This is a genomic window from Chromatiales bacterium, from assembly GCA_014762505.1.
Taxonomy (GTDB): domain Bacteria; phylum Pseudomonadota; class Gammaproteobacteria; order SpSt-1174; family SpSt-1174; genus SpSt-1174.
Genome location: JABURS010000015.1, coordinates 1 through 15,466 on the forward strand (window position 1 = coordinate 1; position 15,466 = coordinate 15,466).

The 15,466-nt window shown below is 62.5% G+C and carries 13 protein-coding genes and 1 tRNA gene; all 14 read right to left on the reverse strand.

Annotated elements, in window-relative coordinates:
- Positions 1 to 94, reverse strand: a 94-nt coding sequence (locus tag HUJ28_00945; protein MBD3618029.1) for an elongation factor Tu, incomplete at its 3' end; no start/stop codon positions are given.
- 25 nt (positions 95 to 119) lie between these two features.
- A complete protein-coding gene (fusA, locus tag HUJ28_00950) occupies positions 120 to 2,216 on the reverse strand; it encodes an elongation factor G (protein ID MBD3618030.1) in 2,097 nt (698 codons plus the stop codon).
- A gap of 23 nt (positions 2,217 to 2,239) precedes the next feature.
- Positions 2,240 to 2,710 carry a 30S ribosomal protein S7 gene (gene rpsG, locus HUJ28_00955; protein MBD3618031.1) on the reverse strand — a complete coding sequence of 157 codons (471 nt, stop codon included), beginning with the start codon at positions 2,708 to 2,710 and terminating at the stop codon, positions 2,240 to 2,242.
- Positions 2,711 to 2,736: 26 nt separating this feature from the next.
- Positions 2,737 to 3,111, reverse strand: a complete 375-nt coding sequence (gene rpsL / locus HUJ28_00960; GenBank protein MBD3618032.1) for a 30S ribosomal protein S12 — start codon at positions 3,109 to 3,111, stop codon at positions 2,737 to 2,739.
- Positions 3,112 to 3,229: 118 nt separating this feature from the next.
- Positions 3,230 to 7,444 (reverse strand): DNA-directed RNA polymerase subunit beta', encoded by a 4,215-nt coding sequence (gene rpoC / locus HUJ28_00965; GenBank protein MBD3618033.1) that lies wholly within the window; start codon positions 7,442 to 7,444, stop codon positions 3,230 to 3,232.
- A gap of 58 nt (positions 7,445 to 7,502) precedes the next feature.
- Positions 7,503 to 11,582, reverse strand: coding sequence for a DNA-directed RNA polymerase subunit beta (gene rpoB / locus HUJ28_00970; GenBank protein ID MBD3618034.1), 4,080 nt, complete (start codon positions 11,580 to 11,582; stop codon positions 7,503 to 7,505).
- 140 nt (positions 11,583 to 11,722) lie between these two features.
- Positions 11,723 to 12,103 carry a 50S ribosomal protein L7/L12 gene (rplL, locus tag HUJ28_00975; GenBank protein ID MBD3618035.1) on the reverse strand — a complete coding sequence of 127 codons (381 nt, stop codon included), beginning with the start codon at positions 12,101 to 12,103 and terminating at the stop codon, positions 11,723 to 11,725.
- Between the two features lie 39 nt (positions 12,104 to 12,142).
- On the reverse strand, positions 12,143 to 12,673 hold the full coding sequence (gene rplJ / locus HUJ28_00980) for a 50S ribosomal protein L10 (GenBank protein MBD3618036.1): 531 nt from the start codon (positions 12,671 to 12,673) through the stop codon (positions 12,143 to 12,145).
- Positions 12,674 to 13,007: 334 nt separating this feature from the next.
- Positions 13,008 to 13,703: a 50S ribosomal protein L1 gene (gene rplA, locus HUJ28_00985; GenBank protein MBD3618037.1), complete on the reverse strand. Its 696-nt coding sequence runs from the start codon at positions 13,701 to 13,703 to the stop codon at positions 13,008 to 13,010.
- 1 nt (position 13,704) lies between these two features.
- Entirely contained in the window at positions 13,705 to 14,136 is a 432-nt protein-coding gene (gene rplK / locus HUJ28_00990) for a 50S ribosomal protein L11 (protein ID MBD3618038.1), read from the reverse strand.
- 76 nt (positions 14,137 to 14,212) lie between these two features.
- A complete protein-coding gene (gene nusG, locus HUJ28_00995; protein ID MBD3618039.1) occupies positions 14,213 to 14,746 on the reverse strand; it encodes a transcription termination/antitermination protein NusG in 534 nt (177 codons plus the stop codon).
- Positions 14,747 to 14,748: 2 nt separating this feature from the next.
- Complete coding sequence (gene secE / locus HUJ28_01000) at positions 14,749 to 15,126, reverse strand: preprotein translocase subunit SecE (GenBank protein ID MBD3618040.1); 378 nt, start codon at positions 15,124 to 15,126, stop codon at positions 14,749 to 14,751.
- 57 nt (positions 15,127 to 15,183) lie between these two features.
- A tRNA-Trp gene (locus HUJ28_01005) sits at positions 15,184 to 15,259 on the reverse strand.
- Between the two features lie 79 nt (positions 15,260 to 15,338).
- Positions 15,339 to 15,466: elongation factor Tu (gene tuf, locus HUJ28_01010; GenBank protein MBD3618041.1), on the reverse strand; the 128-nt coding region annotated here is incomplete at its 5' end.

Genomic DNA, 15,466 nt, shown 5'->3' on the forward strand with positions numbered 1-15,466 from the left:
AAGCCGCCGTCAGCGTGGTCTTGCCATGGTCAACGTGACCAATCGTGCCGACGTTAACGTGCGGTTTCGTACGCTGAAATTTTTCCTTGGACACGGTTCTTACCCCTTAAAATCTTGAATTAAGAAGCCTTTTTGATCACGGCCTCGGCGATATTGGCCGGAGCGTCGGCGTATTTCGCGAACTCCATCGAGTAGGTCGCACGACCCTGGGTGGCGGAACGCAGGTCGGTGGCATAGCCGAACATCTCGGCCAGCGGCACCTCGGCACGAATCACCTTGCCCGACACACCATCCTCCATGCCCTGCACCAGGCCACGGCGGCGGTTCAGGTCGCCCATGACGTCACCCATGTAGTCTTCCGGGGTAACCACCTCGACCTTCATGATCGGCTCCAGCAGCACCGGGTTGGCCTTGGCAAAGCCGGCCTTCAGCGCCATCGAGCCGGCAATCTTGAATGCCTGCTCGTTGGAGTCGACGTCGTGGTACGAGCCGTCGAACAGGGTGGCCTTCAGGCCGATGATCGGGAAGCCGGCCAGGATACCATTGGCCATCTGCTCCTGGATCCCCTTGTCGACCGCGGGGATGTACTCACGCGGCACCACACCACCGACGATGGCGTTCTCGAATTCGTACTCCTCGCCCTCCAGGGGCTCGAGACGCAGCCAGACGTGGCCGTACTGGCCACGACCACCAGACTGGCGAACGAACTTGCCCTCGGCCTCGACCTTGCTGCGGATCGCCTCACGGTAGGCAACCTGCGGTGCACCGACATTGGCCTCGACCTTGAATTCGCGACGCATGCGGTCGACGATGATATCCAGGTGCAACTCGCCCATCCCGGAGATGATGGTCTGACCGGACTCCTCGTCGGTGCGCACGCGGAAGGACGGATCTTCCTGCGCCAGCTTCTGCAGGGCGATACCCATCTTTTCCTGGTCGCTCTTGGTCTTCGGCTCCACGGCGACGGAAATCACCGGCTCCGGGAACTCCATGCGCTCCAGGGTAATGATGTTGTTGAGATCGCAAAGGGTGTCACCCGTGGTGACATCCTTCAGGCCGACGCAGGCGGCGATATCGCCGGCACGCACTTCCTTGATCTCCTCACGGGAGTTGGAATGCATCTGCAGGATACGGCCGATACGCTCTTTCTTGCCCTTGACCGGGTTGTAGACGGTATCACCCGCCTGCAGCACGCCGGAATAGACGCGGATGAAGGTCAGGGTACCGACGAACGGGTCGGTCATGATCTTGAAGGCCAGGGCGGCAAAAGGCTCGTCATCGCTGGCCTTGCGCAGTGCCTCGGTCTCGTCGGCGTCGTCGAGCACACCCTTGATCGCCTCGACGTCGGTCGGGGCCGGCATGTAGTACACGACGTTGTCGAGCATGGCCTGCACGCCCTTGTTCTTGAACGCGGAACCGCACATGGCGGGCACGATCTCGCCGGCCAGGGTACGGGCGCGCAGACCCTTGCGGATCTCCTCTTCGGACAGATCACCGCCCTCGAGATACTTTTCCATCAGCTCTTCGTTGGCCTCGGCAGCAGCCTCGACCATGTGCTCGCGCCACTCCTGGCACTCATCAGCCATCTCGGCGGGAATATCACGGGCCTCGTAGGTCATGCCCATGTCTTCCTCGTTCCAGTAGATGGCCTTCATGCGCACCAGGTCGACCACGCCGGCGAAGTTCTCTTCGGCGCCGATCGGCAGCTGCACCGGCACCGGATTGGCACCGAGACGGGTCTTGATCTGCTTGACCACGCGCAGGAAGTTGGCGCCGGAGCGGTCCATCTTGTTGACGAAGGCCATGCGCGGCACGTTGTACTTGTTGGCCTGGCGCCAGACCGTCTCGGACTGCGGCTCCACGCCACCAACCGCACAGAACACGGCACAGGCACCGTCGAGCACGCGCAGCGAGCGCTCCACCTCGATGGTGAAGTCGACGTGACCGGGCGTATCGATGATGTTGACGCGATACTGCGGGAACTGCTTGTCCATCCCCTGCCAGAAACTGGTGGTGGCAGCAGAGGTAATGGTGATACCACGCTCCTGCTCCTGCTCCATCCAGTCCATCGTGGCCGCACCGTCATGCACCTCGCCGATCTTGTGCGACAGGCCGGTGTAGAAGAGGATGCGCTCGGTCGTAGTGGTCTTACCGGCATCGATGTGGGCCATGATGCCGATATTGCGATAGCGCTCAAGCGGTGTCTTGCGTGCCACGTGGGACTCCTAGAAAAAATACCTTACCAACGGAAGTGCGAGAAGGCCTTGTTGGCCTCAGCCATGCGATGCACGTCTTCGCGCTTCTTCACGGCTGCGCCCTTGCTCTCGGCAGCATCCATCAGCTCGCCAGCCAGCTTCAGGGCCATGCCCTTCTCGCCACGCTTGCGGGCAGATTCAACCAACCAGCGCATGGCCAGGGCGTTCTGACGACCTGCACGAACCTCGACCGGGACCTGGTAGGTCGCGCCACCGACGCGGCGGGACTTGACCTCGACCATGGGACGGACGTTGTCCAGGGCCTGATCCAGCACCTCCAGACCATCACCACCCTTCTTGGCGGAGATCTGGTCCAGCGCACCATAGACCATGCGCTCGGCAGTGGACTTCTTGCCGTCACGCATGACGGTATTGATGAACTTGGCCAGCACTTCACTTCCGAACTTGGGGTCCGGCAGAATGACGCGCTTCGGAACTTCTCTTCTTCTCGGCATAGCTCTTACTCAGCTAGATCCTGAAATTAACCCTTCGGGCGCTTGGTGCCGTACTTGGAACGGCCCTGCTTGCGGTTCTGGACACCCTGCGTATCAAGGCTGCCGCGAACGGTGTGATAACGCACACCCGGCAAATCCTTCACACGACCGCCACGAATCAGGACCACAGAGTGCTCCTGCAGGTTGTGGCCTTCACCACCAATGTAACTGGATACTTCATAGCCATTGGTCAGACGCACACGCGCAACCTTACGCATAGCGGAGTTCGGCTTCTTCGGCGTCGTGGTATAGACGCGCGTGCAAACCCCACGCTTCTGCGGACAGGCCTCAAGAGCCGGAACGGTACTCTTTTCCTTCTTGCTCTTGCGCGGCTTGCGAACCAACTGGTTGATAGTCGCCATACAAACGTTTCTCCAACCCTAAAAACGGACGTCAGGCCCCGGCAGGGGCCTGACGACGGACGCGAAAGTTTAGAGAGTCCCCGCCCCCCTGTCAAGCAGGGTGACGGGACACCCCCGGTTATTCGGCCGAGTCGTCGCCGCTGGCGGCTTCGGTCTCGACTTCTGCTTCGACCACCTCGCTGCTGCCCGGCAGGTCGAGCTCGAGTTCGAGCCCGGCGCGCTGGCGGCGGCGGTGTTCGTGGTAGGCCAGCCCGGTACCTGCCGGGATCAGGCGACCCACGATGACGTTCTCCTTCAGACCGCGCAGATCGTCGCGGGCGCCACGGGTGGCGGCCTCGGTGAGCACGCGGGTGGTCTCCTGGAAGGAGGCCGCGGAGATGAACGATTCGGTGACCAGCGAGGCCTTGGTGATGCCGAGCAGGACCGCCTCGAACCGGGCGGGCTCCTTGTCGGCAGCCATCAGGACCTCGTTTTCCTCCAGCACGCGGGCCCGGTCGACCTGCTCGCCACGGAGGAACTTGCTGTCGCCCGGATCGGTGATGTCGACCTTGCGCATCATCTGGCGAATGATCACCTCGATGTGCTTGTCGTTGATCTTCACACCCTGCAGGCGATAGACGTCCTGGATCTCCTTGACCAGGTACTCGGCCAGCACGGTCGGGCCCAGCAGGCGCAGGATGTCATGCGGTGCCGGCTCCCCGTCGACGAGGTACTCGCCCTTGTCCACGTGCTCACCCTCGAACACGTTGACGTGGCGCCACTTCGGAATCAGCTCCTCGTGGGTCTCACCGTCGTCCCCGGTGATGACCAGGCGCTGCTTGCCCTTGGTCTCCTTGCCAAAGGAGATGGTGCCGGAGATTTCGGCCAGGATAGCCGGTTCCTTCGGCTTGCGGGCCTCGAACAGGTCGGCGACGCGCGGCAGACCACCGGTGATATCGCGGGTCTTGGAGGACTCCTGCGGGATGCGGGCAACCACGTCGCCCACTTCCACGTCAGCCCCGTCCTCCAGGGCCACGATGGCGCCCGGGGGCAGCGGATAGACCGCCGGGATCTCGGTACCGGCCAGGCACAGGTCCTTGCCCTTGGCATCGACCAGCTTGACCATCGGACGCAGGTCCTTGCCGGCGGAGCCACGGGACTTCGGATCGGTGATGACCGTGGAGGACAGGCCGGTGATGTCGTCGGTCTGCTTGTTGACGGTGACGCCGTCGACGAAGTCGAACAGCTGGGCGCGACCCGCCACCTCGGTGATGATCGGGTGGGTGTGCGGATCCCAGGTGGCCACTTCCTGGCCGGCTTCCATCATGTCGCCTTCGTTGACGGTGATGACCGCGCCATAGGGCACCTTGTAGCGCTCCTTCTCGCGACCATGCTCGTCGATCACACCGAGCTCGCCGGAGCGGGACACGGCCACCAGGTTGCCATGACGGTTGGTCACGGTCTTGATGTTGTGCAGACGCGCGGTACCGGCGGACTTCACCTGGATGCTGCTGGCGGCCGCCGAACGGCTCGCCGCACCACCGATATGGAAGGTACGCATGGTGAGCTGGGTGCCCGGCTCGCCGATGGACTGGGCGGCAATGACGCCCACCGCCTCACCATGGCCGACCAGGTGGCCACGGGCCAGGTCGCGGCCGTAGCACATGGCGCAGCCACCATGATGGTTTTCGCAGGTGATGACGGAACGCACGCGTACTTCGTCGATGCCGGCCGCCTCGAGGATCTCGACCTGCTTCTCGTCCAGCATGGTGCCGGCCGGCACCACCACCTCGTCACTGCCCGGACGGCAGACGTCGGTCGCGGTCACTCGACCCAGCACGCGCTCGCGCAGGGCCTCGACCACGTCGCCGCCCTCGATGATCGGCGTCATCAGGATGCCGTTGGTCGTGCCGCAGTCCACGTCGGTGATGACCATGTCCTGGGCCACGTCCACCAGGCGGCGAGTCAGATAGCCCGAGTTCGCGGTCTTGAGCGCGGTATCAGCCAGACCCTTACGGGCGCCGTGGGTGGAGATGAAGTACTGCAGGACGTTCAGACCCTCGCGGAAGTTCGCGGTGATCGGCGTCTCGATGATGGAGCCGTCCGGCTTGGCCATCAGGCCGCGCATACCAGCGAGCTGACGGATCTGGGCGGCACTGCCTCGCGCACCGGAGTCGGCCATCATGAAGATGGAGTTGAACGACGGCTGCTTGGTGACGTTGCCTTCGGCATCGACCACCTCGTCCTTGCCGAGCTTCTCCATCATGGCCTTGGCCACCTGGTCGTTGGTGTGCGACCAGATGTCGATGACCTTGTTGTAACGCTCACCCTTGGTGACCAGACCGGAGGCGTACTGGTCCTCGATCTCCTTCACCTCGGACTCGGCGCGAGCCAGGATGGCATCCTTCTCGTCCGGAATGACCATGTCTTCCATGCCGAAGGAGGTGCCGGAACGGGTGGCGTAGCGGAAGCCCGCATACATGAGCTGGTCGGCGAAGATGACCGTCGCCTTCAGGCCCAGGTTGCGATAGCAGGCGTTGATCATGCGCGAAATGGCCTTCTTGCCCATCGCCTGGTTGACCAGTTCGAAGGGCATGCCCTCGGGCACGATCTCCCACAGCATGGCGCGGCCGGCCGTGGTGTCGACGATATGGGTCTTCGACTCGCGATTGCCCTCCTCGTCGACGATCACCTCGGTGAGGCGCACCTTGATACGGGCGTGCAGCTCGACGTGACCGTTCTCGTAGGCGCGGCGCACCTCGTTCACGTCGGCGAACACCATGCCCTCACCCTTCGCGTTGATGCGGTCGCGGGTGATGTAGTAAAGCCCCAGCACGATATCCTGCGACGGCACGATGATCGGTTCACCGTTGGCCGGGGAGAGGATGTTGTTGGTCGACATCATCAGGGCGCGGGCTTCCAGCTGCGCCTCGATGGACAGCGGCACGTGCACGGCCATCTGGTCGCCGTCGAAGTCGGCGTTGAAGGCGGCGCAGACCAGCGGATGCAGCTGGATGGCCTTGCCCTCGATCAGCACCGGCTCGAAGGCCTGGATGCCCAGACGATGCAGGGTCGGCGCACGGTTGAGCATCACGGGATGCTCGCGGATCACCTCTTCCAGGATGTCCCAGACTTCCGGCCCTTCACGCTCGACCAGCTTCTTGGCGGCCTTGATGGTGGTGGCCAGGCCGCGACGGTGCAGCTTGCCGAAGATGAACGGCTTGAACAGTTCCAGCGCCATCTTCTTGGGCAGACCGCACTGGTGCAGACGCAGGGTCGGACCGACAACGATGACCGAACGGCCGGAGTAGTCGACGCGCTTGCCCAGCAGGTTCTGGCGGAAGCGGCCCTGCTTGCCCTTGATCATGTCGGCCAGGGACTTCAGCGGGCGCTTGTTGGAACCGGTGATGGCACGGCCACGACGGCCGTTGTCCAGCAGCGCATCCACGGACTCCTGCAGCATGCGCTTTTCGTTGCGCACGATGATGTCCGGGGCGTTGAGCTCCAGCAGGCGCTTGAGGCGGTTGTTGCGGTTGATCACGCGACGGTACAGATCGTTGAGATCCGAGGTCGCGAAGCGGCCGCCGTCGAGCGGGACCAGCGGGCGCAGGTCCGGCGGCAGCACCGGCAGCACCGTCATGATCATCCACTCCGGGTTGTTGCCGGACTCGACGAAGGATTCGATCAGCTTGAGGCGCTTGGACAGGCGCTTGAGCTTGGTCTCGGAATTGGTCTCGCCGATCTCCTCGCGCAGGCGCTGGGCCTCGGCCGGCATGTCGATGCTGCGCAGCAGGCCGAGCACGGCTTCGGCACCCATGCGGGCATCGAATTCGTCACCATGCTCCTCGATGGCTTCCAGATAGGCCTCGTCGGACAGAAGCTGACCGCGCTCGAGCGTGGTCATGCCCGGATCGACGACCACGAAGGCCTCGAAGTAGAGCACGCGCTCGATGTCGCGCAGGGTCATGTCCAGCAGCAGGCCGATGCGGGAGGGCAGCGACTTGAGGAACCAGATGTGCGCGACCGGCGAGGCCAGCTCGATGTGACCCATGCGCTCGCGGCGCACCTTGGTCTGGGTGACCTCGACGCCGCACTTCTCGCAGACCACTCCACGGTGCTTGAGGCGCTTGTACTTGCCGCACAGGCACTCGTAATCCTTGATCGGCCCGAAGATCTTGGCGCAGAACAGACCGTCGCGCTCCGGCTTGAAGGTCCGGTAGTTGATGGTCTCGGGCTTCTTGACCTCACCGTAGGACCAGGAGCGGATCATCTCCGGCGAGGACAGACCGATGCGAATGGCATCGAAGTCTTCCGTCTGACCCTGCTGCTTCAAGAGATTCAGTAAATCTTTCATCGTCTCTCCCGCCTCAGACTGACACTGAGTGTGCTAATGGAGGACCGAGGCACTCGCCTCAGTCCTGCTCCAGTTCGATATTGATACCCAGCGAGCGGATTTCCTTCATCAATACGTTGAAGGACTCCGGCATGTTCGCCTCCATCCGGTGGTCGCCGTCCACGATGTTCTTGTACATCTTGTTACGGCCGGCCACGTCGTCGGACTTCACGGTGAGCATTTCCTGCAGGGTGTAGGCAGCGCCATAGGCCTCCAGCGCCCACACTTCCATCTCGCCGAAGCGCTGGCCACCGAACTGGGCCTTGCCGCCCAGCGGCTGCTGGGTGACGAGACTGTACGGACCGGTGGAACGCGCGTGCATCTTGTCATCGACCAGGTGGTTGAGCTTGAGCATGTGCATGTAGCCCACGGTCACCGGACGGTCGAAGGCATCGCCGGTGCGGCCGTCGTACAGACGGGTCTGGCCGCTTTCCGGCAGATCGGCCAGCTTCAGCATGGCCTTGATCTCGTCTTCCGAGGCGCCGTCGAACACCGGGGTGGCCATCGGCACGCCAGCGCGCAGATTGCCCGCCAGGGTCATGACTTCCTCGTCGGTCAGCCCGGACAGATCGACCTTGTTGCCGCCGCCGGTGTTGTACATGGTGTCGAGGAACTTGCGCAGCTCGTCGAGCTTCGCCTTGGCATCGATCATGCGGGCGATCTTCTTGCCCAGACCCTTGGCGGCCCAACCCAGGTGGGTTTCCAGCACCTGGCCCACGTTCATGCGCGAAGGCACGCCCAGCGGGTTCAGCACGATATCCACCGGCTCACCGTCCTCGGAGTACGGCATGTCCTCGACCGGGACGATCATGGAGACCACACCCTTGTTACCGTGACGACCAGCCATCTTGTCGCCCGGCTGCATGCGACGCTTCACGGCCAGGTAGACCTTGACCATCTTCAGCACGCCCGGTGCGAGATCGTCGCCCGCGGTGAGCTTTTCCTTCTGCTCGACGAGACGCTTCTCGACGGCCTTCTTCTGGTCCTTGATCTGGTTGGCCAGGGCCTCGAGCTGGACGTTGACCTCCTCGTTGCGCATGCGGATCTCGAACCACTTCTCGCGGTCGATCTCGGCCAGGTAGGTCTTGGTGACCTTGGAGCCGCTCTTGAGCTTGTTCGGGCCACCCTCGGCAATCTTGCCGACCAGCAGGTTCTCCACGCGCGAGTAGACGTCGTTTTCGTAGATACGCAGCTGGTCCTTGAGGTCCTTGCGCACCTGTGCGATCTCGTCTTCCTCGATCTGCAGCGCACGCTTGTCCTTCTGCACGCCGTCACGGGTGAACACGCGCACGTCGATGACGGTCCCTTCCATGCCGGAGGGCACGCGCAGCGAGGTGTCCTTCACGTCCGAGGCCTTCTCGCCGAAGATGGCACGCAGCAGCTTCTCTTCCGGGGTCAGCTGGGTCTCGCCCTTGGGCGTCACCTTGCCGACCAGGATGTCGTTGGGCTTCACCTCGGCACCGATGTATACGATGCCGGACTCGTCCAGCTTGGACAGCAGGCCTTCGGACACATTGGGGATATCGGCACTGATCTCTTCCGGCCCCAGCTTGGTGTCACGTGCGACGCAGGTCAGCTCCTCGATGTGGATGCTGGTGAAGCGGTCTTCCTGCACCACACGCTCGGAGATGAGGATGGAATCCTCGAAGTTGTAGCCGTTCCAGGGCATGAAGGCGACCAGCATGTTCTGGCCCAGCGCCAGCTCGCCCATGTCGGTGGACGAACCATCGGCCAGCGCATCGCCAACGGCGATCACGTCACCCGGATTTACCAGCGGACGCTGGTTGATACAGGTGTTCTGGTTGGAACGGGTGTACTTGGTCAGGTTGTAGATATCCACACCCGGCTCGCCCGGCACGGTCTCGTCGTCGTTGACGCGCACCACGATACGGGAGGCATCGACCGAGTCGACCACACCGCCACGACGGGCCTTCACGGTGGAACCGGAGTCCATCGCCACGGCGCGCTCCATGCCGGTACCGACCAGCGGCTTTTCCGACCGCAGACAGGGCACGGCCTGGCGCTGCATGTTGGAACCCATCAGCGCGCGGTTCGCGTCGTCGTGCTCGAGGAACGGGATCATGGACGCCGCTACCGAGACGATCTGCTTCGGCGAGATGTCGATGAAGTCGATCTTGTCCGGCGTGGACAGCGTGAACTCGTTCTGCTGGCGGCAGGAGACGAGCTCGTCGGTCAGCTTGCCGTTCTTGTCCAGGGTCGCGTTCGCCTGGGCGATGGTGTACTGCGCCTCCTCGATGGCGGACAGATACACGATCTCGTCGGTGACCTTGCCATTCTCGACCTTGCGATACGGCGTCTCGAGGAAACCGTAGGCATTGGTGCGGGCGTACACGGCCAGCGAGTTGATCAGACCGATGTTCGGACCTTCCGGGGTCTCGATCGGGCAGACTCGACCGTAATGGGTCGGATGCACATCGCGCACCTCGAAGCCGGCGCGCTCGCGGGTCAGACCGCCCGGCCCCAGGGCCGAGATGCGGCGCTTGTGGGTGACCTCGGACAGCGGATTGTTCTGATCCATGAACTGCGACAGCTGCGAGGAACCGAAGAATTCCTTCACCGCAGCCGCCACCGGCTTGGCATTGATCAGCTCCTGCGGCATCAGGCCTTCGCTCTCGGCGACGGTCAGGCGCTCCTTCACGGCACGCTCCACGCGCACCAGGCCGACGCGGAACACGTTCTCGGCCATTTCGCCCACGGAGCGGATGCGACGGTTGCCCAGGTGATCGATGTCGTCCACCTGGCCATTGCCGTTGCGGATATCGATCAGGGTCTTGAGCACCGCGAGGATGTCTTCCTTGTCCAGCGTACCCGGGCCGGTCGATTCGTCACGGCCCACGCGGCGATTGAACTTCATGCGGCCGACGGACGACAGGTCGTAGCGGTCCTCGGTGAAGAACAGGCTGTTGAACAGGTTCTGGGCCGCTTCCTTGGTCGGCGGCTCACCCGGGCGCATCATGCGGTAGATCTCGACCTGGGCCTCCAGCTCGGAGCGGGTCGGATCGATGTTCAGCGTCGTGGAAACAAACGGGCCATGGTCCAGATCGTTGGTATAGATGGTCTGGAAGGTCTTGAGACCGGCCTCGCGGATGTTCTGCAGGATCTCCGCAGTCAGTTCGTCGTTGGCATTGGCGATGATCTCACCACTGTCGGTATCGACGACATTGTGCGCCAGCACCTTGCCGATCAGGTACTCGCTCGGCACGGCCAGGCTCTTGAGCTTGGCCTTTTCCATTTCGCGGATATGGCGCGCCGTGATGCGGCGGCCCTTCTCGACCAGCACGTCACCGCCCACCACGATATCGAAACCGGCGGTTTCACCGCGCAGGCGCTCGGGAACGAGCTCCAGTTCGAAGCCGTCCTTGGTGATCTTGATGGTGTTCTTCTCGAAGAAGGTATCGAGAATCTGCTCGCTGTCATAGCCGAGCGCGCGCAGCAGGATCGTGGCCGGCAGCTTGCGCCGACGGTCGATGCGCACGAAGATCGCGTCCTTGGGGTCGAATTCGAAATCGAGCCAGGAACCGCGATAGGGGATCACCCGGGCATTGAACAGCAGCTTGCCCGAGGAATGCGTCTTGCCCTTGTCGTGATCGAAGAACACGCCAGGGGAACGGTGCAGCTGCGACACGATGACACGCTCGGTACCGTTGATCACGAAGGTACCGTTCTCGGTCATGAGCGGCAGCTCACCCATGTAGACTTCCTGCTCCTTGATATCCTTGACGACCTTGGAGCCCGCCGGGGCATCCTTGTCGTAGATCACCAGGCGCAGCAGCACGCGCAGTGGAGCCGCGTAGGTCAGGCCACGCAGCTGGCATTCCTTCACATCGAACACGGGATCGCCGAGGCGATAGCTCACGTATTCGAGCTGAACGTGCCCGGAATAGGAAACAATGGGCAGAACGGAGCGGAACGCCCCATGCAGACCCGTCTCTTCGCGTTCGTCCGGCTTGCGGTCAAGCTGCAGGAACTGCCGATAGGATTCCAGCTGTATAGACAAAAGATAAGGTACATCCAGGATTTGCGGACGCTTGCCGAAATCCTTACGAATGCGTTTCTTTTCGGTATAGCTATAAGCCATCGCGATTCCTCACGTTGAATCCACTAGCCTGCCTCGACCGGGCACGCGAACGACATGTAACAAACAGGAAAAGGCCGGCGGTGAAAAACACCGCCAGCCCCCTGCGATCAACAGCAGAAGTGCTGCGCCAATCTGCGAACTTACTTGAGTTCGACCTTGGCGCCAGCTTCTTCCAGCTGCTTCTTGATGCTTTCGGCTTCGTCCTTGGAAGCGCCTTCCTTGATGGTGGAGGGAGCACCCTCGACCATTTCCTTGGCTTCCTTCAGGCCCAGACCGGTGATGGCGCGGACAACCTTGATGACGTTGACCTTGTTGTCGCCGAAGCTGCTCATGACGACGTCGAACTCGTCCTTGGCTTCAGCAGCGGCTTCACCGGCACCGGCGGCGGCAACCGGAGCAGCAGCAACGGCAGCAGCGGCGGACACGCCGAACTTCTCTTCCATCGCGGAGATCAGGTCGACGACCTCCATGACGGACATGTTGGAAATAGCTTCCAGGATATCTTCTTTGGAAACGGCCATGATGTTTCTCCTGTTAAAAACCCGAATCTGTTAAAAAAATCAGGCAGATGCCTGCTTCTGGTCACGAATGGCTGCAACAGTACGCACGAGCTTGCCGGGGACCTCGTTCATGGTCCGGGCCAGCTTCTCGACCGGGGCCTTCATCAGCGCCATGAGCATGCTGATGGCCTGCTCCTTGGTCGGCAGGCTGGCCAGGCGATCGAGCTCCGAAGCGCCGAGCAGCTGGCCGGAAATGGCCACCAGCTTGACGTTCAGCTTCTCGTTCTGCTTGGCGAAGTCCTTGATCACGCGTGCGGCCGCACCCGGGTCCTCCTGGGAGAACGCGAGCAACAGCTGGCCGGTCAGGCCTTCGTTCATGCATTCGAAGTCAGTGCCTTCGAGCGCACGACGCGCGAGCGTGTTCTTCACCACGCGCAGATAGACACCACCGGCGCGAGCCTTCTTGCGCAGGTCGGTCATCTGCTCCACGGTCAGGCCACGATATTCGGCCGCGATCGCGGAATGAGCGTCTGCAGCCACCGCAGCAACCTCGGAGACAATCTGCTTCTTGTCTTCAAGCGTTAATGCCACGATAACTACCTCCTGGTTTCGGCGGGGATCACTCCACCACCGTTGAGTCGAAACCGCTGCCTTGCGGCAGACAGTCACTTAACGGCGCCCCCTCCACCAGGGATACTGGATTCGGGTTAACCGTCTACGTAGGCGATGCATCCATTAAGTCGGGCAACCCCGACACCTACGGTCTACGACGATACGCATCCTTGCATATCAGGCCTCGGTGCCGCCCGAAGGCGGCACCCCCGACACCTTTCGGCATCAGGCGCCCGCCCGGTCTGGACCGGGCGGGCCAAGCTTGCGGGGAAAAGCCTATGACAGCAGCTTTTCCCGAAAGTTCACTTCCGGATCAGAGCGCCAGGGTCGACTGGTCGACCTGGATGCCCGGCCCCATGGTGGTGGAGACGGTCACGCGCTTGAGGTACTGCCCCTTGGCCGCGGACGGCTTGGCCTTCACCAGGTCGGCCAGCAGTGCGTTCAGGTTTTCCTCGAGCTTGCCGGCCTCGAACTCCACCTTGCCGATGGAGCAGTGAATGATGCCGGCCTTGTCGGTGCGGTAGCGCACCTGACCCGCCTTGGCGTTCTTCACGGCGCCAGCCACGTCCGGGGTCACGGTGCCGACCTTGGGGTTCGGCATCAGGCCGCGCGGACCGAGGATCTGACCCAGCTGACCCACCACGCGCATGGCGTCCGGGGCGGCGATGACCACGTCGAAGTCCATGTTGCCCTTCTTCACTTCGTCGGCCAGGTCGTCCATGCCGACGATTTCGGCGCCGGCATCACGGGCCGCATCGGCCGCCGCGCCCTGGGCGAACACCGCTACGCGCACGGACTTGCCGGTGCCGTTGGGCAGCACGGTGGAACCGCGCACCACCTGGTCGGACTTGCGCGGGTCGACGCCGAGGTTCACGGCGACGTCCACGGATTCGGCGAATTTCGCCTTCGGCAGATCCTTGAGCAGGCCCAGGGCTTCGCTGATCGGGTAGATCTTGCCGGCCTCGACCTTCTCACGGATGGCCTTCATGCGTTTGCTCAGCTTAGCCATCTCACACACCCTCCACTTCAAGACCCATGCTACGGGCGCTGCCAGCAATCGTGCGCACGGCGGCATCGAGATCCGCAGCGGTCAGATCGGGCTCTTTCGCCTTCGCGATTTCTTCCAGCTGGGCGCGCGTCACCTTGCCGACCTTGTTGGTGTTCGGGGTAGCGCTGCCCTTCGGGATACCGGCGGCCTTCTTCAGCAGAATCGCGGCCGGCGGGGTCTTCTTGATGAAGGTGAAGCTGCGGTCACTGTAGACGGTGATCACCACGGGCAGGGGCAGACCCTGCTCCATGCCCTGCGTCTCGGCGTTGAACGCCTTGCAGAATTCCATGATGTTCACGCCGTGCTGACCCAGGGCCGGACCGACCGGCGGACTGGGGTTGGCCTGACCGGCAGGCACCTGCAGCTTGATGTAAGCCTGTACTTTCTTTGCCATGATTTACTCTCCTGTGGGTACGAACGCCTCGCGGCTCCCCTTAACCACCGCGGGACCGGCAAGTCCCGCGGATCGATCAGGCCTTTTCGACCTGGTGGAACTCGAGCTCCACCGGCGTCGAACGACCGAAAATCTGCACCGCCACCAGCAGACGGCTCTTTTCGTAATTGACTTCCTCGACCACGCCGTTGAAGTCGTTGAACGGACCATCGGTCACGCGCACCACCTCGCCGGGCTCGAACAGCACCTTCGGCCGGGGCTTCTCGACGCCTTCCTGGATACGCTGCAGAATGGCCTCGGCCTCGCGATCAGAAATCGGCGCCGGACGATCCGACGAACCGCCGATGAACCCCATCACCTTGGGGGCATCCTTGACCAGATGCCAGGTGTCGTCATCCATTTCCATCTGGACGAGCACATAGCCCGGGAAGAACTTGCGCTCGGAGCGGCGCTTCTGCCCCTCCTTCATCTCGACGACCTCTTCGGTCGGCACGAGAATCTCGCCAAACTTGTCCTCCATGCCGAAGCGCTTGATACGCTCCTGCAGCGAACGTTTGACCTGGTTCTCGAACCCCGAATAGGCGTGGACGACGTACCAACGCATTGCCATGATCAACCTCCAGTCCCGATCAGCAGCTGGATCGCCCACCCGAGGAACATGTCCAACAACCAGAAGAACACACCGACCAGAAGCACCACCAGCAGCACGATCAGCGTGGTCTGCAGGGTTTCGGCACGGGTCGGCCAGACCATCTTGCGCACCTCGGTGCGCGACTCCTGAACAAACCCCCAGAGTCGACGGCCCGGCACGGTCGTCAGCGCAATACCGACGGCCACCGCACATACCGCGATCAGGCCCAGGGCGCGATACAGCGCCGGCTCATCACCGAAATAATAGAAAGCGCCGACCGCCGCAATCGCGAGCAGTAGCGCCACCACCAGTTTGATCGTATCGAAACCGGAACTTTGTACTTCGGCTTTTCCAGCCATGCGTTGTCTGTTGCCTTAAGCCTGTGTTCAGCGGGGACGGCGCGCCATCTGGGAAGATGGCAGGCCAGGAGGGACTTGAACCCCCAACCTGCGGTTTTGGAGACCGCTGCTCTGCCAATTGAGCTACTGGCCTGTAGAAAACCCCTAAAACGTGAAAGAACGGAGGGCGCCACGCCCTCCGCTCAGAGCTTTGTTGCTAACGCGGTGCCCGATTACTCGATAATCTTGGACACGACGCCGGCGCCGACGGTACGGCCGCCTTCGCGGATCGCGAAACGCAGGCCCTCTTCCATCGCGATCGGCGCGATCAGCGACACCGTCATCTTGACGTTGTCGCCCG